Origin of the sequence: Methanomassiliicoccus sp., assembly GCA_033485155.1 — an archaeon.
GTDB lineage: Archaea > Thermoplasmatota > Thermoplasmata > Methanomassiliicoccales > Methanomassiliicoccaceae > UBA6.
Genome location: JAWQJJ010000001.1, coordinates 566,886 through 587,538, shown reverse-complemented (window position 1 = coordinate 587,538; position 20,653 = coordinate 566,886). Strand labels below are relative to the sequence as shown.

General features: G+C 59.8%; 22 protein-coding genes and 1 tRNA gene. 15 read left to right on the top strand and 8 right to left on the bottom strand.

Annotated features, from left to right (window positions below; all coding sequences use genetic code 11):
• The first annotated feature begins 39 nt into the window (after window positions 1-39).
• From SA339_02990 to SA339_02975, 4 genes are all read left to right on the top strand, one after another.
• Window positions 40-318 (top strand): 50S ribosomal protein L44e, encoded by a 279-nt coding sequence (locus SA339_02990; protein ID MDW5562166.1) that lies wholly within the window; start codon window positions 40-42, stop codon window positions 316-318.
• Window positions 319-323: 5 nt separating this feature from the next.
• On the top strand, window positions 324-503 hold the full coding sequence (locus tag SA339_02985) for a 30S ribosomal protein S27e (protein MDW5562165.1): 180 nt from the start codon (window positions 324-326) through the stop codon (window positions 501-503).
• A gap of 2 nt (window positions 504-505) precedes the next feature.
• A complete protein-coding gene (locus SA339_02980) occupies window positions 506-1,288 on the top strand; it encodes a translation initiation factor IF-2 subunit alpha (GenBank protein ID MDW5562164.1) in 783 nt (260 codons plus the stop codon).
• Between the two features lie 233 nt (window positions 1,289-1,521).
• Window positions 1,522-2,286 carry a proteasome assembly chaperone family protein gene (locus SA339_02975; protein ID MDW5562163.1) on the top strand — a complete coding sequence of 255 codons (765 nt, stop codon included), beginning with the start codon at window positions 1,522-1,524 and terminating at the stop codon, window positions 2,284-2,286.
• 161 nt (window positions 2,287-2,447) lie between these two features.
• On the opposite strand, the gene SA339_02970 is transcribed toward SA339_02975, so the two are convergent.
• Window positions 2,448-2,738: a ribbon-helix-helix domain-containing protein gene (locus SA339_02970; protein ID MDW5562162.1), complete on the bottom strand. Its 291-nt coding sequence runs from the start codon at window positions 2,736-2,738 to the stop codon at window positions 2,448-2,450.
• 155 nt (window positions 2,739-2,893) lie between these two features.
• On the opposite strand from SA339_02970, the gene SA339_02965 reads away from it, so the two are divergent.
• Window positions 2,894-3,006: transfer RNA gene (locus SA339_02965), tRNA-Tyr, on the top strand.
• Window positions 3,007-3,056: 50 nt separating this feature from the next.
• Here the strand turns inward: SA339_02965 and SA339_02960 are convergent.
• Window positions 3,057-4,343, bottom strand: a complete 1,287-nt coding sequence (locus SA339_02960) for an amidohydrolase family protein (GenBank protein ID MDW5562161.1) — start codon at window positions 4,341-4,343, stop codon at window positions 3,057-3,059.
• A gap of 101 nt (window positions 4,344-4,444) precedes the next feature.
• Here SA339_02960 and SA339_02955 point away from each other — a divergent pair, with 101 nt between their 5' ends.
• The 4 genes from SA339_02955 to SA339_02940 all read left to right on the top strand — a co-directional run bounded on the left by SA339_02955 (window position 4,445) and on the right by SA339_02940 (window position 8,034).
• Window positions 4,445-5,281, top strand: coding sequence for an MBL fold metallo-hydrolase (locus SA339_02955; GenBank protein MDW5562160.1), 837 nt, complete (start codon window positions 4,445-4,447; stop codon window positions 5,279-5,281).
• 87 nt (window positions 5,282-5,368) lie between these two features.
• Entirely contained in the window at window positions 5,369-5,965 is a 597-nt protein-coding gene (locus SA339_02950; GenBank protein ID MDW5562159.1) for a GTP-binding protein, read from the top strand.
• The gene (locus SA339_02945) at window positions 5,962-6,390 is read left to right on the top strand and encodes a hypothetical protein (protein ID MDW5562158.1); all 429 of its coding nucleotides are present in this window, start codon (window positions 5,962-5,964) and stop codon (window positions 6,388-6,390) included. The genes SA339_02950 and SA339_02945 overlap by 4 nt, the downstream gene beginning before the upstream one ends.
• A gap of 9 nt (window positions 6,391-6,399) precedes the next feature.
• Window positions 6,400-8,034: a methylamine methyltransferase corrinoid protein reductive activase gene (locus SA339_02940; GenBank protein ID MDW5562157.1), complete on the top strand. Its 1,635-nt coding sequence runs from the start codon at window positions 6,400-6,402 to the stop codon at window positions 8,032-8,034.
• A 107-nt stretch (window positions 8,035-8,141) separates the two neighbouring features.
• Here SA339_02940 and mtaB read toward each other — a convergent pair whose 3' ends face one another.
• On the bottom strand, window positions 8,142-9,545 hold the full coding sequence (mtaB, locus tag SA339_02935; protein ID MDW5562156.1) for a methanol--corrinoid protein co-methyltransferase MtaB: 1,404 nt from the start codon (window positions 9,543-9,545) through the stop codon (window positions 8,142-8,144).
• A 13-nt stretch (window positions 9,546-9,558) separates the two neighbouring features.
• Window positions 9,559-10,344: a B12-binding domain-containing protein gene (locus SA339_02930; protein MDW5562155.1), complete on the bottom strand. Its 786-nt coding sequence runs from the start codon at window positions 10,342-10,344 to the stop codon at window positions 9,559-9,561.
• Between the two features lie 529 nt (window positions 10,345-10,873).
• Between SA339_02930 and cca the strand changes: the two genes are divergently transcribed.
• Window positions 10,874-12,202, top strand: coding sequence for a CCA tRNA nucleotidyltransferase (cca, locus tag SA339_02925; protein ID MDW5562154.1), 1,329 nt, complete (start codon window positions 10,874-10,876; stop codon window positions 12,200-12,202).
• Window positions 12,203-12,212: 10 nt separating this feature from the next.
• Here the strand turns inward: cca and SA339_02920 are convergent, their stop codons facing one another.
• Window positions 12,213-12,569: a hypothetical protein gene (locus SA339_02920; protein ID MDW5562153.1), complete on the bottom strand. Its 357-nt coding sequence runs from the start codon at window positions 12,567-12,569 to the stop codon at window positions 12,213-12,215.
• A 243-nt stretch (window positions 12,570-12,812) separates the two neighbouring features.
• Here SA339_02920 and radA point away from each other — a divergent pair, with 243 nt between their 5' ends.
• The gene (gene radA / locus SA339_02915; GenBank protein ID MDW5562152.1) at window positions 12,813-13,754 is read left to right on the top strand and encodes a DNA repair and recombination protein RadA; all 942 of its coding nucleotides are present in this window, start codon (window positions 12,813-12,815) and stop codon (window positions 13,752-13,754) included.
• Window positions 13,755-13,790: 36 nt separating this feature from the next.
• Window positions 13,791-14,792 carry an RsmD family RNA methyltransferase gene (locus tag SA339_02910; GenBank protein MDW5562151.1) on the top strand — a complete coding sequence of 334 codons (1,002 nt, stop codon included), beginning with the start codon at window positions 13,791-13,793 and terminating at the stop codon, window positions 14,790-14,792.
• On the opposite strand, the gene SA339_02905 is transcribed toward SA339_02910, so the two are convergent.
• A complete protein-coding gene (locus tag SA339_02905) occupies window positions 14,779-16,218 on the bottom strand; it encodes a site-2 protease family protein (GenBank protein MDW5562150.1) in 1,440 nt (479 codons plus the stop codon). The genes SA339_02910 and SA339_02905 overlap by 14 nt on opposite strands.
• 123 nt (window positions 16,219-16,341) lie before the next feature.
• On the opposite strand from SA339_02905, the gene SA339_02900 reads away from it, so the two are divergent.
• From SA339_02900 to SA339_02890, 3 genes are read left to right on the top strand one after another with little or no spacing between them, the layout of a single operon-like run.
• Entirely contained in the window at window positions 16,342-16,941 is a 600-nt protein-coding gene (locus SA339_02900) for a hypothetical protein (GenBank protein MDW5562149.1), read from the top strand.
• A 44-nt stretch (window positions 16,942-16,985) separates the two neighbouring features.
• A complete protein-coding gene (locus SA339_02895; GenBank protein MDW5562148.1) occupies window positions 16,986-17,804 on the top strand; it encodes a UbiA family prenyltransferase in 819 nt (272 codons plus the stop codon).
• Window positions 17,801-18,535, top strand: a complete 735-nt coding sequence (locus SA339_02890; protein ID MDW5562147.1) for a geranylgeranylglyceryl/heptaprenylglyceryl phosphate synthase — start codon at window positions 17,801-17,803, stop codon at window positions 18,533-18,535. Before SA339_02895 ends, SA339_02890 begins: the two co-directional genes overlap by 4 nt.
• A 4-nt stretch (window positions 18,536-18,539) precedes the next feature.
• Here the strand turns inward: SA339_02890 and pdxT are convergent, their stop codons facing one another.
• Together pdxT and SA339_02880 are read right to left on the bottom strand one after the other, a co-directional pair.
• Window positions 18,540-19,130, bottom strand: a complete 591-nt coding sequence (gene pdxT / locus SA339_02885) for a pyridoxal 5'-phosphate synthase glutaminase subunit PdxT (GenBank protein ID MDW5562146.1) — start codon at window positions 19,128-19,130, stop codon at window positions 18,540-18,542.
• Between the two features lie 24 nt (window positions 19,131-19,154).
• A complete protein-coding gene (locus tag SA339_02880; GenBank protein ID MDW5562145.1) occupies window positions 19,155-20,630 on the bottom strand; it encodes an AMP-binding protein in 1,476 nt (491 codons plus the stop codon).
• Window positions 20,631-20,653: the final 23 nt, after the last annotated feature.

The following is a 20,653-nucleotide window of genomic DNA, read 5'->3' as shown; positions in this document are numbered from 1 at the left end:
TAATGCGTATTAGGAGTCCTCACCTCGTAAGGTGTTACTATGAAGATGCCTCACACTGTCAAAACCTATTGTCCCTGGTGCAAGTCTCACACCGATCATGAAGTAGAGAGAGTCAAGAAGAAGAAGGCCAGCGAGCTCAAGTGGGGGCAGAGGAGATTCAGGCGGGCCACCTCGGGATACGGAGGATTTCCCAGGCCCAAGCCCGAGGGGAGGGAGAAGCCCACCAAGAGGGTCGCCCTCCGCTACCGCTGCAAGACCTGCAAGAAGGCCATCCAGAGGCCCTGCTTCAGGGCCAAGAAGTTCGAGCTGGAGGAGTGATTTCCATGGCTGAGGTACACACTGGCAAGTTCATCAAGGTCAAGTGCCCGGATTGCGGCAACGAGCAGATAACCTTCAAGAACCCCGCCACCAACGTTGCCTGCAACGTCTGCGGTTCCACCCTCGTCAAGGCGAGGGGGGGCGCGGGCGAGCTGCGCGGCACGCTGGTTGAGGTGGTCGATTAAGAATGGTGCGCCAAAGCGAGTTCCCTGAGGAGGGCGAGCTGGTCGTCTGCACGGTCCAGAACGTCAAGAACTTCGGAGCCTTCGTCTCTCTGGACGAGTACGGCGGTAAAGAGGGCTTTATCCACATCAGGGACGTCGCTACTGGTTGGGTCAAGTACATTCGGGACTTCGTCCGGGAAGGACAGAAGGTCGTGTGCAAGGTTCTGGGCGTGGACTCGTCCAAGGGCCACATCGACCTCTCCCTCAAGTCGGTCAACGAGCACCAAAAGAGGGAGAAGATCCAGCAGTGGAAGAACGAGAACAAGGCGGACAAGCTCATCGAGATCGTGGCCGAGCGTCTGGGCACCAGCAAGGAAGCGAACTACGAGCAGTACGGGTACGATCTAATAGATAAATTCGGGACCCTGTTCGGGGCGTTCGAGACAGTGGCGTCCAATCCCGGGTCCCTCACCGAGGAGGGCTTTGAAGGCGACTGGACCAAGACCTTCATCGATGTTGCCAAGGAAAACGTAACGCCCTCGTTCGTGCAAATCGACGGTTACATGGAGATGACCTGTTTCCAGCCGGACGGCGTGGATCGCATCAAGGACGCGCTGATCGCCGGGATCGTCTCCTCGAAGGAGCAGGTCAAGATACAGTACATCGGGGCACCGAAGTACCGGGTGGTGGTGGCGGCCGCGGACTACAAGACCGCAGAAGAGGAGATGAAGGCTGTCACCAGCAACATCATCGCGAACCTGCAGGCTTGCGGGGGGAAGGCGAGCTTCCACCGCGAGGCAAAATGAAAATAGCGGTTAATTCATGTGTTGTGGCTGGTGAGCCGGCACGACCGCGGCCGGATCACACCTGCAAGGTTGAAGCATGAAGACTTCGCTCAGGAAATGTCCCCAGTGCGTGGAGTACACTCTGTCGGATCAGTGCTCTCGCTGTGGGTCCAGGACGGACACCCCGATACCTCCCAGGTATTCCCCTGAGGACCGTTACGGGGAGTATCGGAGAAAACTAAGGAAGGAGAGTGATGGTCGTGGAAAAGATTAAGGCAGTCTTTATCGAGGAACCGCAGTTCGACGCGCCCGTACTGGTGGAGGGCCTACCCGGAGTGGGGAACGTGGGAAAGCTGGCCGCAGAGCACCTGCTGGACCAGCTCAAGGCCACGAAGTTCGCGGACATCTACTCATCCTATTTCCCCCCTCAGGTCATCGTCGACGATGACGGAGTGATTAAGCTCGTCAACAACGAGCTGTACTATTCCAAGGCCGACGGCAAGCACCCCGACCTCATAATCCTGGTCGGGGACTACCAGGGCTTAACTCCGGAGGGCCAGTACGACCTCTCCGACCACATCATGCAGCTCTGCCGGGGATGGGGAGTCAAGACCATCTACACCCTCGGGGGCTACGGCATCGGCAAGATGGTCGAGCAACCCAGGGTCCTGGGGGCTGCCACCAGCAAGGATGTTGTGGAAGCAATGAAGACCAAAGGGGTCATCTTCTCAAAGGGCGAGCCTGGTTCCGGCATCGTGGGGGCCAGCGGCCTGCTTCTGGGGATGAGCAAGATCTACGGGCTGGACGCCGTGTGCCTGATGGGGGAGACCTCGGGCTACTTCGTCGACCCCAAGGGGGCCGAGGCGGTGCTACGCATCCTCGCCGAGATCCTGGGAGTCTCCATCGATTTCGCCGACCTGGTGTCCAAGGCTGAGCAGATCGACCTGATCACCTCGAAGCTCAAGGAGATCGAGACGCCGGCGGAACCGAAGCGCGAAGACCTCGGTTACATCGGATGAACGGTCCCTGGACCCTTTTCCTTTTAATTTTCCTGCTCAGGCCGATCGCCCATCAGAGCGGAGGAAGGAGCGGAACGGTCCGCTCCAGATAAGAAAAAAAGTATGGGGGAGGTTCGAAGGCAGGCTTACTTCTGGTGTGCATCCCATCCCATCTTTGAGCCCTACTTCCTTAGGTATTCAGATTCGAACTGTTCCATGGCCTCGAGCGTTCTCTCTGCCTCCTCCATCTTCTTGACCTTGTCCATGACAACGTCCACCCGCTCGTAGACAAAATCCCGTATTGCCGCCCGGATGGCTTCCGAACGGGAAGGGAAATCATCTACCTTGACTAGGAAGTCCAATGCCCGAACGTAACGTTCCGGAAGGCGTATCGTAACCTTCTCCAACCCTGGTTCTTCCATGTCCTCACCATGGCAACGCGAGAGGTCGTTCCGACCTCTTTTGTCCGACAAGAGTATAAACGACGAACTATATATAAATTCTTAGATGAAGAATTATTAGCGCAGAGTGGGGATGGCCAGTCCTGCATTCGCATTCTGGCCATCGCCGTGACCGGACGGAGGTCAGGCGAAGGTCTAAATACACTATCCGTAATAGGGTGTGTACCCCCGACTTAGCTCAGTCTGGCTAGAGCGGCTGACTGTAGTGGGTTACCGGAATTTCCGGTCCTCAGCCGCCGATATCAGCAGGCCCCCGGTTCAAATCCGGGAGTCGGGACCACCTCATTCTCATATCCCTCTTTGAGCCCGTTTCCCGCGGTCGAGCGATCATCATCCGAGCAGGGCTCGGGCGGCGTCCTCCGCCTCCGCGAGCGTCCTCTCTTCATCCATAGTCTCGACCTTGTAGTCCTTCATGACTACCGCGCCATCACACAACACCGTCTTCACGTTGGTCCCGAAAGACGAGTAGACGAGATTGGAGACGATCGTTTCCGGGCGCGCGGGCCGAAGGTTAGCAGCCTTGCCGTCCATGATTATCAGGTCGGCCCGCTTCCCCACCTCGATGGAACCGATGAGATGGTCCATGCGCACCGCCCGGGCGCCGTCGATGGTCGCCAGGTCCAGCACCTTCTGCGCCGGCAACACCGTCGGCTCCCATCGGTTGGCCTTCTGGAGGAGGGAGAGAAACTTCATCTCCCCGAACATGTCCAGACTGTTATTGGTGGTCGAACCGTCCGTCCCGATGGACACGGTGACCCCGTTCTGCAGCATCTCGGGGATGGGGGCGACCCCGCCGGTGGCGAGCTTCATGTTCGATACCGGGCATGTGGAGACCCGGGCGCCCGCGGATGCCATCTGACGGACCTCGTTGATGGTCAACCACGCAGAATGGGCGGCCACGCAGTGGTCGTTCAGGAAGCCGATAGAGGACAGGTAGTCCCCCGGCCGCTTGCCCTCCTTGCGCTTACAATCCGAGACCTCCTTCCTCGTCTCCGACAAGTGGAAGCCTAGCAGCAGATCGTTCTCCAGGGCATAGTCCCGGGAGGCCAGGAAGGTCTGGGTTGAGCACACGTACACCCCCTGCAGCCCCACCGCAGGATAGATACGAGGACGGCCCCGGAACTCCCGGTGGAACCGGGCACAGTTATCCAGGGGGACCCCCTTCTGGGTCGTGTACTCCTGGTCCAGCACCGCCCACCCCAGGATGCCCCGTATCCCCGCGCGCTCCACCGCCCGGGCGATGATGTCCTGGGAGTAGTACAGGTCAAGGAAAGTGGTGGTCCCCGAGCGTATCATCTCCAGGCACCCCTGGGCCGCCCCCGCCTCAATGTCGCGTTCGGTGCGCTGGGCGTCTACCTTGAACGAGCGATCCAGGAACTGTGGGAACGGTAGGTCGTCGGCGATCCCCTTTAGGATGGCCATGGACACGTGAGTATGGGTGTTGATTAGCCCCGGGAGCACGATGTCCCCTGACGCCTGGATCTCCATGTCGGCCGAGCCGCTCACCGTTCCTCCGACCTGCTCGATCCTGCCATCCCTGATCAAAATGTCTCCCCGGACGAGTTGTCGTTCTGCATTCTGGGTGACGATTTGGGCATCCCTGATCAGCGTCAGCATGATGATCGGGCGTTCATGATGAACACGATAGATTAACCTTGTCCCAGGCAAGCATTGTTATGAGGGGAAGGCGTTAAGGTGGGTGTCTTGAGGATGGGAGATTGACGAGCATCACGTTCCTGGGAACCGGAGGAGGGCGTTTCGCCACCATCTACCAGATAAGGGCCACCGGTGGCATATATCTCAATGACGGACCGAGGGTACATCTGGATCCTGGCCCGACGGCGTTGATGAACATGAGGCGGCTGGCCCTCGATCCCGCCAAGACCGACGCTGTGCTCATCTCCCACTGCCACCCCGACCACTACGCCGATGGGGAGATGATCATCGAAGGTATGACCAAAGGGGGCTTCAAGCGGACCGGGACGCTGGTGGGAAGCGTCAGCGCCCTCGACGGAACCAACGGTTTCAGCCCAGCAGTCTCGGGATACCACCAATCGATCACCTCCAGCGTCGTCCGGGCCGTGCCGGGCGTGACCTTCGATATCAAGGGGATGAGGGTAGACGTCACTCCGACATCGCACAGCGACCCCACTGGGGTCGGTTTCAAGTTCCACACGACCAATGGCATCATATCGTATGTCGGGGACACCGAGCTGGCCGATTCCATCGTCCCTGCTCATCGGGGATGCCGGGTGCTTATCCTTAACCTCACCCGACCCCTGGGCTCTCGGGTGCCCAAGCATCTGTGCACCGAGGACGCCGCCGAGATCGCTTCAGCCATCAGGCCAGAGGTCGTTCTCTTGACCCATCTGGGGATGAAGTTGGTGCATGAGGGGGTGAAGCGTCAGGCGGAGCACATCGAGGCGGCCTCCGGCTCCCGCACCCTCGCCGCCGAGGATCTCATGACCGTGCAGGTCGGCAAGACCATCAGGACGGCCCGTTCCATGGGGCGGGAGATTATCGAGGACAGCGGCCCGGTGGATCTCGACCGGTGAGCGACCCCAGCGCTATGGGGAGTCGGCGCTACCACGTTTGTACGTTCAGGGCGAAATATTAAATGTGGTTAGTGCGTGAAATAGTCGATGATAGTTTGCCAGCTTGCGGGTTTTTTGGGCAGTGGAAAGACAACTTTGCTGGTTCGCCTGGGCTCTGATCTTAGCAAGGCTGGAAAGAGGGTTGCCATCATTGTCAACGAGGTCGGCGAGGTAGGTGTGGACGGGGCGGTCATCGACTCATATGGGCTGAAGAGCGTGGAGATCACCGAGGGGTGCATCTGTTGCTCCCTCTCAGGCAGCCTTCAGAACACTCTGAGGGCCATAACCAGGGAGTACAAGCCGGACATTATCATTATTGAACCGACGGGTATCGCGCTGCCCTCCATTGTGGCTAAAATGGTTCGGATGTCGATGATCGGTGAGGACCAAATGTATACCATCTGCCTCATCGACGCATTCCGGGCGCTCAAGCTGTTCAGCGAGGCCAACCTGTTCGTCAGCCGGCAGATAGCCGGGGCGGACATCGTGGCGATCAACAAGATGGACCTGGTGGGCGAAGATGTCAAGAACAAGGTGACCAAGATCATCAGCGAGATGAGCCCGCAGTCCGAGATCGTCTACATCTCGGCCAAGCTCGGGGACGGGGTCGAACCGCTGGTCAAGCTGCTGGAGGGGAAGGTATGAGCGAGGAGAACTCCAAGGAGCTCGCGGACGCCGGCTCGTTCGGTCTTAAGGCCGGGTTCCATGCCCATCCCGCCATCTCCTCGAAGGAGTTCGTGGCGTTGATGGAGCGCCTTCTAAAGGATGTCGGCACCAGGGTGACGGAGGAGAAGGGGCTGATGATGGGACACATCAAGACGTTCGTGTCCACCGGGCAGGGAACGTTAAAGGTCAATCTCATCGACATGGACATCGGTCCAGAGACCGTCGATCGCCTCTCGGGCCCGACGGTGGATAAGGGCGAGATAAAGTTCATGGCCGCGCTGGTCGGACTTGATGACCACGAGGTCGAGGAGATCATGGAGGATTGCCTTGAGATCCTCGAGGATCGCCTGGAGCTAGAGATAGAAGAGCATGAGCATGATCACGAGCACGAACATCATCACTGAGGTGAAGAAATGTACGGAATAGCAATAGATGTGGGCACGAGCGGCACCAGGATGCACGCGGTGGACCTGGCGTCCAAGAAAATCATATCCACGGCCATCACGGTAAGGCACCCGGTCCCCGGGGCCAACGTCATGGACCATTTGACCTTCTGCATCGAGGTCAACCAGGATATCGCACACCAGCTTCTCATAGACACGTCTAACAAGCTCATGAAGATGCTTGAGATCGACCTCAACAAGGTCGAGCGGGTGGCCATCTGCGGGAATCCCATCCAGCTATCCATGTACCAGAACATGGAGGTCCGGGACCTCGCTTTCGCCATGCCCAACGCGTTGAAGAGCCGTGGGGTCGAGCAGCAGAGGCGGGACGCTGCCGTCCTTAACGCGGTGGACCTCGGCCTCGATCTGCCCGACGGAGTAGAGCTGTACGTTCCTCCGGCCATCCGCCACGAGATCGGCGCCGATGCGCTGGCCATGATGTACAAGACCGGGCTGCTGGAGCGGAAGGAGAACGTCCTGGTCACCGATTACGGCACCAACGCCGAGATGGCGTTGAAGGTCGGCGATGACATTTACACCGGCTCGGCCGCGGCCGGTCCGGCCATCGAGGGACAGTCGATCAAGGCGGGCATGCTGGCCTCCCCGGGCGCGATCAGCGACATCAACGCCGACCCCGACTGGAAGTGCACGATCCTTGACGATGGCATCCTTCCTCAGGAAGGCGACATCATCAATCCTCTCAACGGCGCGACCATCAACGAGGGCAAGATGCACGGCAGGGCCGTGGGCATCACCGGGACGGGCGTCATCTCGGCCATCGCCGAGGGCCTGGACAACGGGCTCATCAAGATGCCCCACATCACCACGATGGACGGCACACTGCACCTGCAAGACGGAGTCATTCTAGAGGAGAACGACGTGGTCGAAGCCTCCAAGACCTTCGGGGCCATGCGCGCCGGGCACTTCACCCTGCTGGAGCACGCTGGGCTGAAGTTCGAGGAGCTTGACGTAATGTACATGAGCGGGGCGTCGGGCACCTATGTCGATGCCGTCAAGGCCCAGCGGGTCGGACTCTTGCCACCCTCCTGCGGACAAATCTACCAGTTCGGTAACACCTCCCTCGCTCTGGCCCTGGACATCGTCAGGGAACCCGAGGTGATGGACAAACTGCAGAGCCTGGCCAACTCCATCCGGGCCAACCACATCATGTTCGCCACCGATAAGGTGTTCGAGAAGGTGTTCGTGCAGGAGCTCGCATACTGGACCGAGGGAATGCCCATGGAGGTCTACAACATGATGCTGGAGATGGCGGACATCCAACCCCTGCCGGAGATCAAGGGCGTACCCAAGGTCACTCGGACCGTGCTGAGAGATATCCCAGATCTTGGGTTCAAGGGCCTCAAGGTGCTCCGGGACATCGGCATCTATGTCAAGGGGAGCTTCGAGGGCTGTACGGGCTGCCAGGCCTGCGTAAACGAGTGCCCGGAGAACGCCATCAAAGTCCAACAGGGCGGAGCTTCGGGATACCAGGTGGAAGTGGCCTCGGACCTATGCAACGGGACTGCCTGCCTGAGGTGCGAGCGCATCTGCCCGGACAAGTGCTTCAAGTTCAAGGAGCTGACCAAGAGTCTAATCAAGGCTTGAATGGGCCACGGAAACCCTTTCATTTCTCCTTTTTCACCGGCGACGCTCGATCGCGCCCAGGTTTTATAAAAATGTAAATGATAAGAGGTTTTCAGTTACTGGCCTCATCAAAGGTCATAGTTCTTGGGATTGAACATGGGGACGTCCTTGTATGCCCTGAGGCACTGTTCGAGGAACTTGGACTCCTCGTCGGGGAGAGCGGACAGGTCAGTGATGATCTTCCTGAGCATGTCCTGCTCGTGCTTGGATAGCCTCAGCTTCCCGCTCTTGTTCTCGTCCTCGATCAGCCGCGCCGCGGTGATACCGGCGGCCTTGGCCCGCATATAGATATCGTTCCCGTGCTCGGCGATGGCCATTCCGATCTTGTAGGCGTTGTCGTAGGCCAGGATGAATGCCTCCGGGCTGCGGTAGCGGTCGGTGGCCATATACAGGTCGCGAAGGATTTTGTCTTGCTTTAGCTGCTTGGCCATGTTCATCAGGGCAGCCTCGTACCCTATGGATCCCAACCAGCACTGGACGGACGAACCGCCGAACTCAGGGTGGTACTCGACGGACTCGTTGGACCACAGGTCGCAGGTCTGAGCGATGAGGTTGCCCATTAGGTCAGCGTGAGCACACTGGGAGTCCTTGCCCTCCTGGGAGGTGGGCTTTCCGGCGATGGCCTTGACGATCGGTCCCTCGTAGCCGCAGTCCTTGTCTGGCCCGGTGGCACCGCACTCCCAGGCCACCAGAGTCCTGGCGGAAGCGATGGCACGAGTGATCGCGGCGAAGGTCCTGGGAATATCTCGATCCAAATAGCCGCCGGCCATGAACATCGAGGTGTTGGCACCGGCGCAGTTGGTGTCCCCTCCCGCCCGCACCTTGTTCTTCTTGGCGATGTCCACGATCTGGGGCCACAGCCACTCCATGTCGATGGAACCAAGGTAGCCGATACCGAACAGCCAGCCGCGGATATCCTGCCTCAGCACAGCATAGTCGGCCATCTCCTTACCCCCGGTCGATTCGATGGACAGCAGGTCAGCGCCGTTCTCAGCGGCGACCTCGATCGACTGGATGCACTTTTCAGGGTAGTTGTGCTTCTTGTCCATCCCCGGCCGAAGGCCCTCTTCGGCCAGTCGAGGATCGGCGAGCGTATGACGAATGGAGAGGGCGATGCTGTATTCGTCGTAGTACTTCTGCATCAGCTCTTTCTGGCCAGCGACCACGGGCTTAGCATACTTTTGGGGCTCGTTGACCATCTGGAAGATGTGCTCATTCTCCAGCTGCACAGCGGGAAAACCCAGGGTGATGGATCGGTCGAGGATATCCTTGGTGATGTAGTCGACGTACTCTCTTCTCAAAGACTCAGGGTTCTTCTCCGCACCTGGCCGAGGGGCGAAGTTGATCTCCGGTACAACAACCCCCGCCCCCACCGTCTGCCCCAGGCCATACGCCACCGGGTACTTGGACTCGCCAAAGACCATCTCGTCGGGGGAGCCGTACTCCATCTTGGTGTACCTTCTGATAACCACAGTGATGCCTCCTTCACTCCTTCACCGCGGTGAGCTTATCCCAATTTTCCCGCAGCTTCCTCCAGTCGTACCCATCGATGATCTTATTGGCCAGGACCGGCCCCTGGATGGCCTTGGCCGCGAACACCCCGAGGGGGTACGATTCCACATATGCGCGGTTGACCGCGCCGCCAGCGCAGATGAACGGGATGCTGATGCCCTTCTCCTGCAGCTTATCGGCGATCTTGGGGAAGGCGGACATGGTGGTGGTCATCAGGGCGGTGCCAGTGACTATCTGAGGCTTTTCATGCTCGACCGTGGTGACCACATCGGCGATGGCGACGTCCCGCCCCATGTCCACTACGGTGTACCCATTGGACTTCAACAGCACGGCGGCGATGTTCTTGCCTATGTCGTGGGGGTCGCCCTCGGCGACATGCATCACGACCTTGGCCCTGGTCTCGCGGGTGCCCTTCATCTTGGACTCGCAAAGCTTTACGCCCTTGTCCATAGCGTCCGCGGCCACCATCACGTGCGGCAGGTAGTAGATGCCGCGCCCGTACAGCTCCCCAACCACATCCATACCCTTGATCAGACCGTGCTCTATGACGTCCTCAGGGCTGTACTCCTTGAGAGCGGCGATGACGTCGTCGTTCACCGTCTTATAGCGCATGAACACCACGTCCTCGGCGACCTTCCTGAGGGTCGGGTCCTTGGGGACCATCCTTGCGGCCAGGTCCTCAGGGCTCTCCTTCGACTCCATCTGTATGTCGTATCGCCTCAAAACCCGGTCAAAGTTGACACTCTTTAAATCTAACATGCTCGCACTTCAACCCTATCCTCCATAGGGCACAGCGTCATTTGACGCTTTCGGTACTCGATTTATCTCGACCGTATTTGAATGTAACGAGCGATTGTTGGCGAAGAGCCAGGTACTTGATGGGCCGAAGGCAAGTGGAGACAAGCATCCTTGGCATCGGACCTCTTCCATCTTCATGGATGCCGGAGCGGTCCAACCGCCCTCAGGGCGTAGGCGCTTGAGCTTGGAGCATTCGATCATCCAACCCCGATGATTCAGCGCGGAACGATCATCGATCCCTAATATAGGATATATACCAAACCCGCTGCATATTCAAACCAGTGAGGTTTTTCCGTTAGAACTAAGAAAAATTTTGAAATAACGTGTGTTTCTAAATCGGGTCCGAAGTCCGAGGTCGGTGGCTCAACTTTCCTCCTATGAAAGGTTTTCTGAATCCCCACCACACCGACCTTGGACTCACCATTCTCTGTTGCTCTCGAACGCCCAGTCGGGGCAAAAACCTTTTCGCCCAGGAGCCTGATGATGGGGCGTGACCCTGGAACAGGACATATTGAAAAAAATCTCCCCCTCGGATGTCGAACGGGAAGCCATCGGGAGCAAGGTCAAGGCACTTCTTGAGAGGGTCACCGCAGAGACACAAATGGAGGGAATGGGGCTGGAGGTGCTTCTCGTCGGCTCGGTGGCCAAGGACACCTTCCTCCACGATCCCGACCTCGACGTTTTCATCCTGTTCCCCGAGAGTGTAGCCCGGGACCGGCTTGAAGCGACCGGGCTGGCGCTTGGCAGGAAGGTCCTTGGTGAGGGAGAAGAGAGATACGCTGAGCACCCCTACATTCACGGGAGGTGGGAGGGGCTGGAGGTGGACCTGGTCCCCTGCTACCACATAGAGGATACTTCCCGCCTCCGATCGGCGGTCGACCGGACCCCGTTCCATACTCAGTACGTGAGGTCTCACCTACAGGCCGCCCAGAAGGACGAGGTCCGTCTCCTCAAGCAGTTCGCCAAGGGGACCGGGATATACGGAGCGGAGGCAAAGACCCAGGGCTTTTCCGGTTACCTGCTGGAGTTGCTTATCTTAAAGTACGGGACGTTCCAGAAAGTTTTGGAGGCAGCATCCTCGTGGAAGAGGGGGACAGTGCTGGACCTGGGTGGTGGGAGGGGGAGGAAGTTCGGTGATCCCCTGGTCTTCCATGACCCGGTGGATAGCAACCGTAACGTCGCCTCGGCGCTGTCCTCTCAGGGCTTGGCCACATTCATCTATGCCGCCCGCCAGTACCTCCAGGCACCGTCAGAGAGGTTCTTCTTTCCCCGCCCTAGGGAGATGCTCGATCTGGCCGAGATGAAGGATCTAGTCGCGCGCCGAGGCACCGGGGTGCTGGTGGTGACTATGCACCGGCCCCGCCTCATAGACGATAACCTATACCCTCAAGTCAGACGCAGCCTGGATGGCATATGCGCCCTCCTGGAGAGCAACGACTTCAAGGTCATCGACCGCGTGTTCCACGTCACCGGAGAAATCCAGTTTGTGGTCGAGCTGGAAGGTCTGTCTCTTCCACTGGGCCGATACCACAGCGGCCCCCCGGCTTGGGTCGACAACTCATATGCCTTCCTGGAGAGATGGGAGAAAGAAGGGCTCAGCAGGCCGTTCCTAGAGAATGGTCATTGGGCGGTCGTCGCTCCCCGGACCCACACCCAGGCGGATGATCTAGTGAGGTCAAAGCTGTCCACCGCTGCACTGGGCAGCGATCTGCGGGAAGCGGAGGTGCGGGGAGTGGCCATGGGCCTATCCGCCATGGTCGAAAAGAACAGGCCAGCGCTCTCGGCGATGCTCGATAAAAGAATGAACTGGGAGGTTTAAAGACTGCCGTTCAGAAGAACGGCGGATTAATGAGGAAGATCCAGACCCCTAGGGCCAGGAGCATGTACAGGGCGATGTTGCCGATCGTAGTCTTCTTGTCGACGTCCTCGGTCTTGATCCGGGCATACTTGAACGAGTAGTTCAGGAAGATAACTCCGGCGAGGTATACGATGAAGCCGACTATGCTGCTCACATAGTTGCCCACTGCGGCAGACAAGCCTCCGAACAGGAAGGCGACCAAGGTGGTGTATAGCAGGGCTTTGGTGCCGACCATGTCTTTCTTGAGAAAGGCCTTCTCATCGAACTCCGGAGGGACCCATTCATACTTCTCCTCCGTCTCTTCGTCCTTTCTCTTCTTGCGGGCCATGGGGGCTCCCTAAGCGCAATCCGATAATAAACCTTTTCAGAACGACCTTGGCCCATCGGACAGGCCATTAGGTCCCGTCCCTATCTCCCGCGGGCGCAGGAGACGTCGGCCCCATATCTGCCGGGAGAGACCGTCTTTCGGTGGCAATCACACTGCTGGCTAACTAATAGTAAGGGGTATTTTCGAATACCTGGGGGGGCGCTTTTATATTCAAATGGAGTTCGAGAGAATGAAGGTGCATTAATGCCCGCAAACAGCCTAGAAGAGTTGCCTGGAGTAGGACCCGCAACTGCAGAGAAGCTGCGTGATGCCGGCTATGTCGACCTTATGGCGATCGCGGTAGAATCCCCCAAGGTTCTCGCCGAAGTGGCGGAGATCGGGGAGTCCACCGCGGTGAAGATAATCAACGCGGCCAAGCAGGCCGCGGACGTCGGAGGGTTCGAGACCGGAGACTTGATACTTGAAAGAAGGAGGAACATTCACAAGCTCACCTCCTGCTCAAAAGCGTTCGACGAGCTCATGGGCGGTGGTCTGGAGACCCAGGCCATCACCGAGTTCTTCGGCGAGTTCGGGAGCGGTAAGACCCAGCTGTGCTTCCAGCTGGCCGTCAATGCCGGTCGTCCGGTAGACGAAGGCGGCCTCGATGGGAACGTGTTCATCATAGACACCGAGAACACTTTCAGGCCGGAGAGGATTGTCCAGATGTCGACCGCACTGGACCTCGACCCCGAGGAGGTGCTGAAGAAGATCCACGTGGCCAGGGCCTTCAACTCCCACCATCAGATGCTGCTGGTGGAGAAGGCACAGGAGCTGGCCCATGACCTCCATGTCCGCCTTATGATCGTCGACTCGCTGACCGCCCACTTCCGGGCCGAGTATGTCGGCCGGGGTGCGCTGGCGGAGAGGCAACAGAACCTCAACAAGCACATGCATGATCTGCTCCGCTTCGCCGATCTCAACAACGCGGTCATCGCCGTGACCAATCAGGTATCGGCCAAGCCCGATGCGTTCTTCGGCGACCCGACCCGACCGATCGGCGGGCACATCGTCGGCCATGCTGCCACCTACCGCCTGTACCTGAGGAAGAGCAAGGGGGGCAAGCGTATAGCAAGGTTAATTGACTCCCCTAACCTTCCCGAGGCCGAGGCGGTCATCAGCGTTGGCGAGGAAGGGATCAGGGATTGAGAGCACTGAGGCCATGCCCACCCCAGGAGGGAGGGCATGAGCCTGGTGCCATATTTTTTCGAGCTGTCCGGTGAGCATCCGTCCCTCCCGCTGGCGGAAGCGTACGGTTGCTGTGCCGCCGAGTGCGATCACTTCCAGCTCTCGGAGAACGGACCGGGCTACGCGATCTTCGGCTTCGATAGCAGTAAGATGAGAGACATAGCCTCAAGGCTAGCCCTCACCCACCGTCTGGGACGATACTTGGGCGCCTCGCCGATGGAGGAAACAGTGAGATTCGCCGAAGGCCTGGACCTGCCATTGGGAAGCATCGCAGTGCGGGCCAAGCGATTTCAGGGCCACTGCCAGGAGGTGGACCTCAACCGGCTGGCGGCGAAGGTCGGCGGAGCGGTTGCCGGTGGGCGACGGGTTGATCTCGTGTCTCCCGAGGTTGAGGTCGGCCTGTTCGTGTCCGACCGGGTGCACTTCTACCTGCGGGAGGCGGAGGTGGACCGCTCGCAGTTCGAGGCCCGGAAGGTCGCAGAGAGGCCGTTCTTCTCCCCCATCTCCTTGCACCCGAAATTCGCCCGGGCGGTGGTCAACATGACCCTCGTTCCCCGGGGAGGACGGTTGCTGGACCCATTCTGCGGTACCGGAGGCGTACTCATCGAGGCAGCGACGATCGGAGTAAAAGCATGCGGCTCGGACATCTCCCCGGCGATGGTAGAGGGCTGCATACGCAATATGGAGCATTTCGACCTGCCGTGGGAGAGGATCGAGGTCGCCGACATCGGGGACATCGGCGATGTGTTCGGCAAGGTGGATGTGGTCGCTACCGATCCCCCCTACGGCCGGGCCACCAGCACGATGAAGGAACCCCTGGGCGAGCTGTATGATCGAGCCATGGCTTCGGTGAGCGATGTGCTGGAGCAGGGCACCAGGGCCTGCGTCGTCCTTCCCCGCCCCTGTCCTCACGCCGACGGCCTGGAGCTGGTGCATCACCACCTGCAGAAGGTGCACCGCTCCCTATCACGCAACTACTGCGTCCTCAGGCGACGCTGACCGTGAGATCCTGGGAAACGCTGACGCCGGAGGCGGTCGCTGCCAGCTCGAGGGTCCTCGACGCCGTGGCGTCGGCTGGAAGGTGAATGAGGACGGTCACCGACGCGTTGGTCTGATAGCCAAGATCCAAGTCCAAGATGTTGGTGGCATCGGACGAGGATCCGTTGCTCAGAAAGATCGATGCGGTCCAGTTACCAGGAATGTTCTCGAGGCTCATCCGCACCTGGCTGTCGGTGTTACCAGTGTTGTTGATCAGCACGGTGAACTCGACCATCGAACCAGCAGCCGCGGTGGTGTTGTTCCCTCCGACCACGTTCAGCTCGAATGAATGGTCCGGAGAGATGGTGACCATGGGCTGGGGGACGAAGGTGACGGCCAACACTACCAGGCCGGCCAGACCGAGGACGATCGACCGCTTGTCGATCTTGGTGACGTCGTTGAGGGGCGCGGGATGCTTGAGGCCCAGCAGGAATACGAGGATGGCAAAGAGGAACCAGCCGTCGTAGAACAGGGTCATCAGGGCGAGGAAGAAGAAGGTCGCGTAGCCCACGTACTTCGCCCTATCGCCCAGCAGTCCCCGGGCTACGTGCCCGCCGTCCAGCTGCCCGATGGGAAGCAGGTTGATGGCGGTGACCAGGAACCCGACCCAGGCGGCGAAGGCGGTGGGGTGCAGGGCCATGCCATCATTGAGCGGTACGAACACCGCGAGGAGCTGATACAGCGGCTGGATGAAGATGGCCATCATCCCCGCGTCGCTGACCGCGCCAGAGACGGCGTGCCCGTTGGCGGTGAGGTACAGCCCGATGATCGCCACCGGGATGGTGACCGCCAGACCTCCCAGGGGCCCGGCGATGCCGATGTCCACCATCGCCTTCCGGTTGGGCATGGGGTCGCGCATGGAGATGAACGCCCCAAAGGTGCCGAAGGGCGGTATGGATGGGATGAAGTATGGTAGCGAGGCGTCCACCCCGTGGCGCTTGGAAGCTATATAGTGCGATAGCTCGTGGATGCCGAGAATGGTCATCAGGGGGAGGGCGAAGAACAGCGCCCCATACAGGATGTTATCGGCGGCGAGCCAGTCGGATGATCCCACATAATCGGCCCACAGCAGGGTGCCGGACAGGGTGGTGGTGATGAAGGTGATCGCCAATAGCACCTGATTGATCCGCATGTTGCCCTTGCGGGCCGGGGGCGAGCGGACCACAGTTATGGCGTGCTCCCCCTTCGAGTAGTTGATGAACGGGATGAGCTGATGAGTCTTCATTTCCTTGCGGAGGTCCTCGAACTTGGGGCCCAAGGTGGCTTCATCGGCGCGGACCATCAGCTTGATGGCGTCGTAGTTGACCGTCACTTCGTAAACGGGGAAGTATTTTGTCACCAGCGAGCGTATTTCCTCGACATAGGCGGTGACATCTGGGTCGGACATCGGCCTCTCACAGATGCGCTCGGGCATTTAAAGCATGCGGACGAAGGGTCCAGGACCAAGAACGACCTGTAAACGACCAGCGGGAGCAATGTTCTATACCGTCCTCGACGATTTGGAAATGCTATGCGGTACGAAGAGCTTGATGGGGAGACCCGCCGGTGGATGCTCGCGGAGCTGACGGCCGAGGAGAATGGCGACCACCCCTACCGGAGCCCCAGCCTCTCCGCCGAGGGCAGGGAACGATTCGGACCGCTGATGAAGGAAGCGGTCATCAGGGGCACTGAGGACTCCCTGGCCGAGGCCCTTATAGCCAAGGAGCTGTGGGCCGAGTTCGAACCCTCCCCCTTCGGCGGGGTGAGACGCACCGAGCCGGCGCGGGCCGCAAGGACGCTGGCTCGGACCGAGTTCAACACTTGGTACGTGCGCGGGCTGTGCCGCCGATTGATGGAGGAGGGTGAGATCTATTGTCAGGTCTACCGGGCCGCCCCGGCCGACGCCCCAGGAGACCTATGTGAGCCGTTCCAGGGGATGGTGCTGGAAATCGGTTACCTCTACAACGGGCACCGCATTAAGTACTGGCCCAAGCCCAACGACCGCGCTTTCTCCGTCCCTTGTGGTCCCCAATGCCGCCACTCGGTGAGACGTATCTCCAGCGGCATGAAGGCCATGATCGAGCTGGAGGAGCGCCAGTTCGGGGCCTCCTTCCGGCGTCCAGGGCCCTGAGGTCCGAGGGCAAAGGATTATTATTCGCACATTAATGGGCCTGCGTGAACAGGTACGTCCAGTTGTTCCGCGTGGGCAACTGCGTGATGGGAGTCGTCGGCCTCGTCCTTGCCGCCCTGATCGCGGTGGGCACCGATATCGTCAACTTCCTCCCTCAGATCGCCATCGCCTCCGGGGTGGTGGTGACCTTCATCATCGGGGGCAATACCCTCAACGATTACCTTGATCGCGATGTGGACAAGCTGGCCCACCCCGAGCGGCCGATCCCGTCCGGCAGGATAAAGCCGGATGCCGCCCGCAACATATCCGCGGGGGCGTTCGTGATCTCCCTGGCCTTTGCAGTCCTGCTGTGGGGCGTGTTGTCCTTCATCATCGTGCTGGTGGCGATCGTCCTTATGCTGGCCTATGAGCTGAAGACCAAGAAGATGGGCCTGTCCGGCAATCTTTCCATCGCCGTGCTCACCGGCATGCTTTTCCTACTCGGAGGAGCCGTGGTCGGGGACATCCGCGCTACCCTGGCCATCTCCATCATGGCCATGCTGGCGACCCTGGGCCGGGAGATTGTCAAGGACGTTCAGGACATGACTTCGGACTTCGATCGGCGCACCTTGCCCCAGCGGATCGGAGCGGGGGCCGCGGGGGCCGTGGCCAGCGTCGCCTTCCTGGTGGCAGTGGCCCTGTCCTTCGAGCCGTACCTCGCCGGCCGGTTCGGCCTGGCTTATCTGGCCGCGGTTTTGTTCGCTGATGCAATATTTATATACTGCTCTATAGTTCATTTCCGAAATCCCAGGCAGGGGCAGAAATGGGCCAAGTACGGCATGCTGGTCGCGCTGGTCTCGTTCTTACTGGGAGGTTTGCTATGACCGTCAAAGATATCCTTAGTGAGAAGATGAAGAAAGGCGCGCTGCATATGACTCTCCTGGACCCCGCCAAGCAGGAGCCTGCCGTGGCCGCCGAGATCACCCGGACCGCCTGCGAGCTGGGCACCGATGCCATCATGGTCGGCGGTTCCACAGGCGTCACCCAGGAGAATCTGGATCAAACGGTGCAGGCCATCAAGGCGAAGGTTGACGTCCCGGTCATCTACTTTCCGTCGGGCGCGAATGCCATCTCTCCCTACACCGACGCCATGTACTTTATGAGCATGCTCAACTCCCGCAACCTCAGAATGGTGGTGGGAGAACAGGTCGCCGGTGCCCCCATCGTCAGGAAGCTCAAGCTCGAAACCATCTCCATGGGGTACATCATCGTGGCCCCGGGGATGAAAGTGGGTGAGGTCGGCCAGGCCGACGTCATCCCCCGCGACCAGCCCAAGCGGGCGGTGGCCTATGCCCTCGCCGCGCAGTACCTGGGGATGGATTACGTGTACCTTGAGGCCGGGAGCGGCGCACCCCAAGCGGTGCCCGAGGACATGATCTCGGCGGTGAGGTCGGCCATCGACATCCCGCTGCTGGTAGGTGGAGGGATCCGGGACGCGGAGACCGCGGCCAGGGTCAAGAACGCTGGCGCCAGTGTGGTAGTCACCGGAACGGTCGTAGAGAATGGCGAGTACGTCGCCCGCCTGGAGGGCATCATCCGGGCGGTGAAGTCCTAGAACCTCACACCATCTCCAGCAACGCCCTGTGGATGCGGTTGTCGCCCGACAGCTCGGGATGGAAGCTCAGAGCCATCAGGTTGCCCTGCCTTGCCATTATTATACGCTCACCGTAGCGGGCCAGGACCTCACAGTTGCCCCAGACTTTCCTGATCACCGGGCCGCGGATGAAGACGCCGGGGAACGGTGCGCTCATCCCCTTGATGTCCAGAGGAGCTTCGAAGCTCTCCCTCTGCCGACCGAAGGCATTGCGGTCGACCGCCATGTCCATGAGGCCAAGGAGCCTGGTGTCAGTCCTCTCTACCTCGCCATCCCCTTCCTTCGCCAGCAGCACGCACCCGGCACAGGTGCCCAACACCGGCATGCCCTCCTCGGCCCGCTTGATGATGAGATCGTGCAGACCGGAGTGCATCAGCAATTTGGAGATGGTGGTGCTCTCTCCTCCTGGTATGACTGCACAGGACACCTGTTCCAGCTCCTGGGGCCTGCGCACGGTGATTACGCTCCCACTTCTCCCCAGCTCGGCCAACGCGGACTCCAGCGCCCGGACGTGCTCCGGCGCGGCTCCCTGGACGGCTATCACTCCGGCCTTCATCGGTCCCCGCTACTCCCTGACCGGTCAAGAATCTTTCGCCGGGCCAGTCGCCTGATCGTAATTTTGCCGGCGATCCTCGATGACCTTGCTCTTGGGGGCGAAGGGCACGCTGCCGGCCTGTACTATCTCGATCATCGGCTTCGTTATGAGGTCGTTCTCCAGCGGCTCCCTGATCTCGTCCAGCTGCATCAGCGCCTCAAGGATCTTGTCCTGCGCGCCTCCGGTATCGCCCTTCATCTCCACCCTGAAAGTGAGTTTATCGCGATATCCTTCTTTTTCCAGGACCAGATGATATCCCAGTACTCCGGGGATGGAAAGAAGCACCTCGTCGAACAGCACTGGATAGATCTTCTGACCGTAGCCGATCTTGGTTTGGGCATCCATGCGTCCCTGAACCTTGCCCATCTTACCGATGGTGACGAAATCACAGGTGCACGGCGGCTCGATCAGGTGAGTGAGGTCCCGGGTGCGGTATCTCAGCAAGGGGGTTCCCTGCATCCACAGCGAGGTAAAGATTAGCTCTCCCGTGGTCCTCTCCGGGAGGTGCTTCCCGGTCGCCGGGTCGATGACCTCGGCCAGGTAATCGGCTTCATCCATGTGCAGACCGTCGGCGGCCTCGCACTCGATGGCCGTCGCCAGGCCCATCTCGGTCATACCGTACTGACTCAGGATCTTACACCCCCACGCCGAACGCATCTCCCGCCGCATCGCTTCTGGCAAGGGCTCCGCCGAACAGATGATGGCCTTGATGCCGAAGGACCGAAGGTCGTACTTGTCCCTAGCGAGGACGGTGATCCGGTATAAGAAGGAGGTCAGGCCGATCATGACCTTGGTGTTCTGCTCCTTCATCGTCCTAATCTGCTCATCCACGTCCACTGAGCTGCACACCTTGGCCCGCAGTCCGGCGACCTTGCAGGCGCTCTCCAACATGAGCCCCGGATCCCAGGCTGAGACTGCCGGGAACATGATCTGTAGGTTGTCCTGCCCAGACATGCCGACGGAACGGAGGGCGGCGGAGATGGCGTCGACGATGTTGAGGACATCATCCTGCGTGTAGAACAGTCGCTTCCTCGTGCCCGTGGTGCCGGAGGTGGTGAATGCCCGCATCACCTTGCTCTGTGACACGCAGAGGAAGGTCAGCGGTTCGGCCGCCAGGTCTGCGGGGTCGGTCAAGGGGACCTTTTCCAGATCATCGTAGGTCCGGATGTCTTCCGGCCTCACCCCGGCAGCCTCGAACTTCTTCTTGTAGTAATAGGAGTTCTCCATGACGTAGGCCATCTGCTGGCGGAACCGGTGGAGCTGGTACTCCCGGAGGTCCCTCCTGGTTACCGCCCCCAGCTGGTCACGACCGATGGCTTGCCGGAACTCCCTGGAGCTATCGAACTCCTTTCTCACCTTGCCATGGATCCATCCCTCCAGGGGATTGGCGTCCCCCTTGACCTTGAGGGAGGTCAATCTCCTCCTGGCGATCGCGATCTTGACCTTATCGAGCAGAGCCATCAGGTCGGTGCATCACCTGGCGT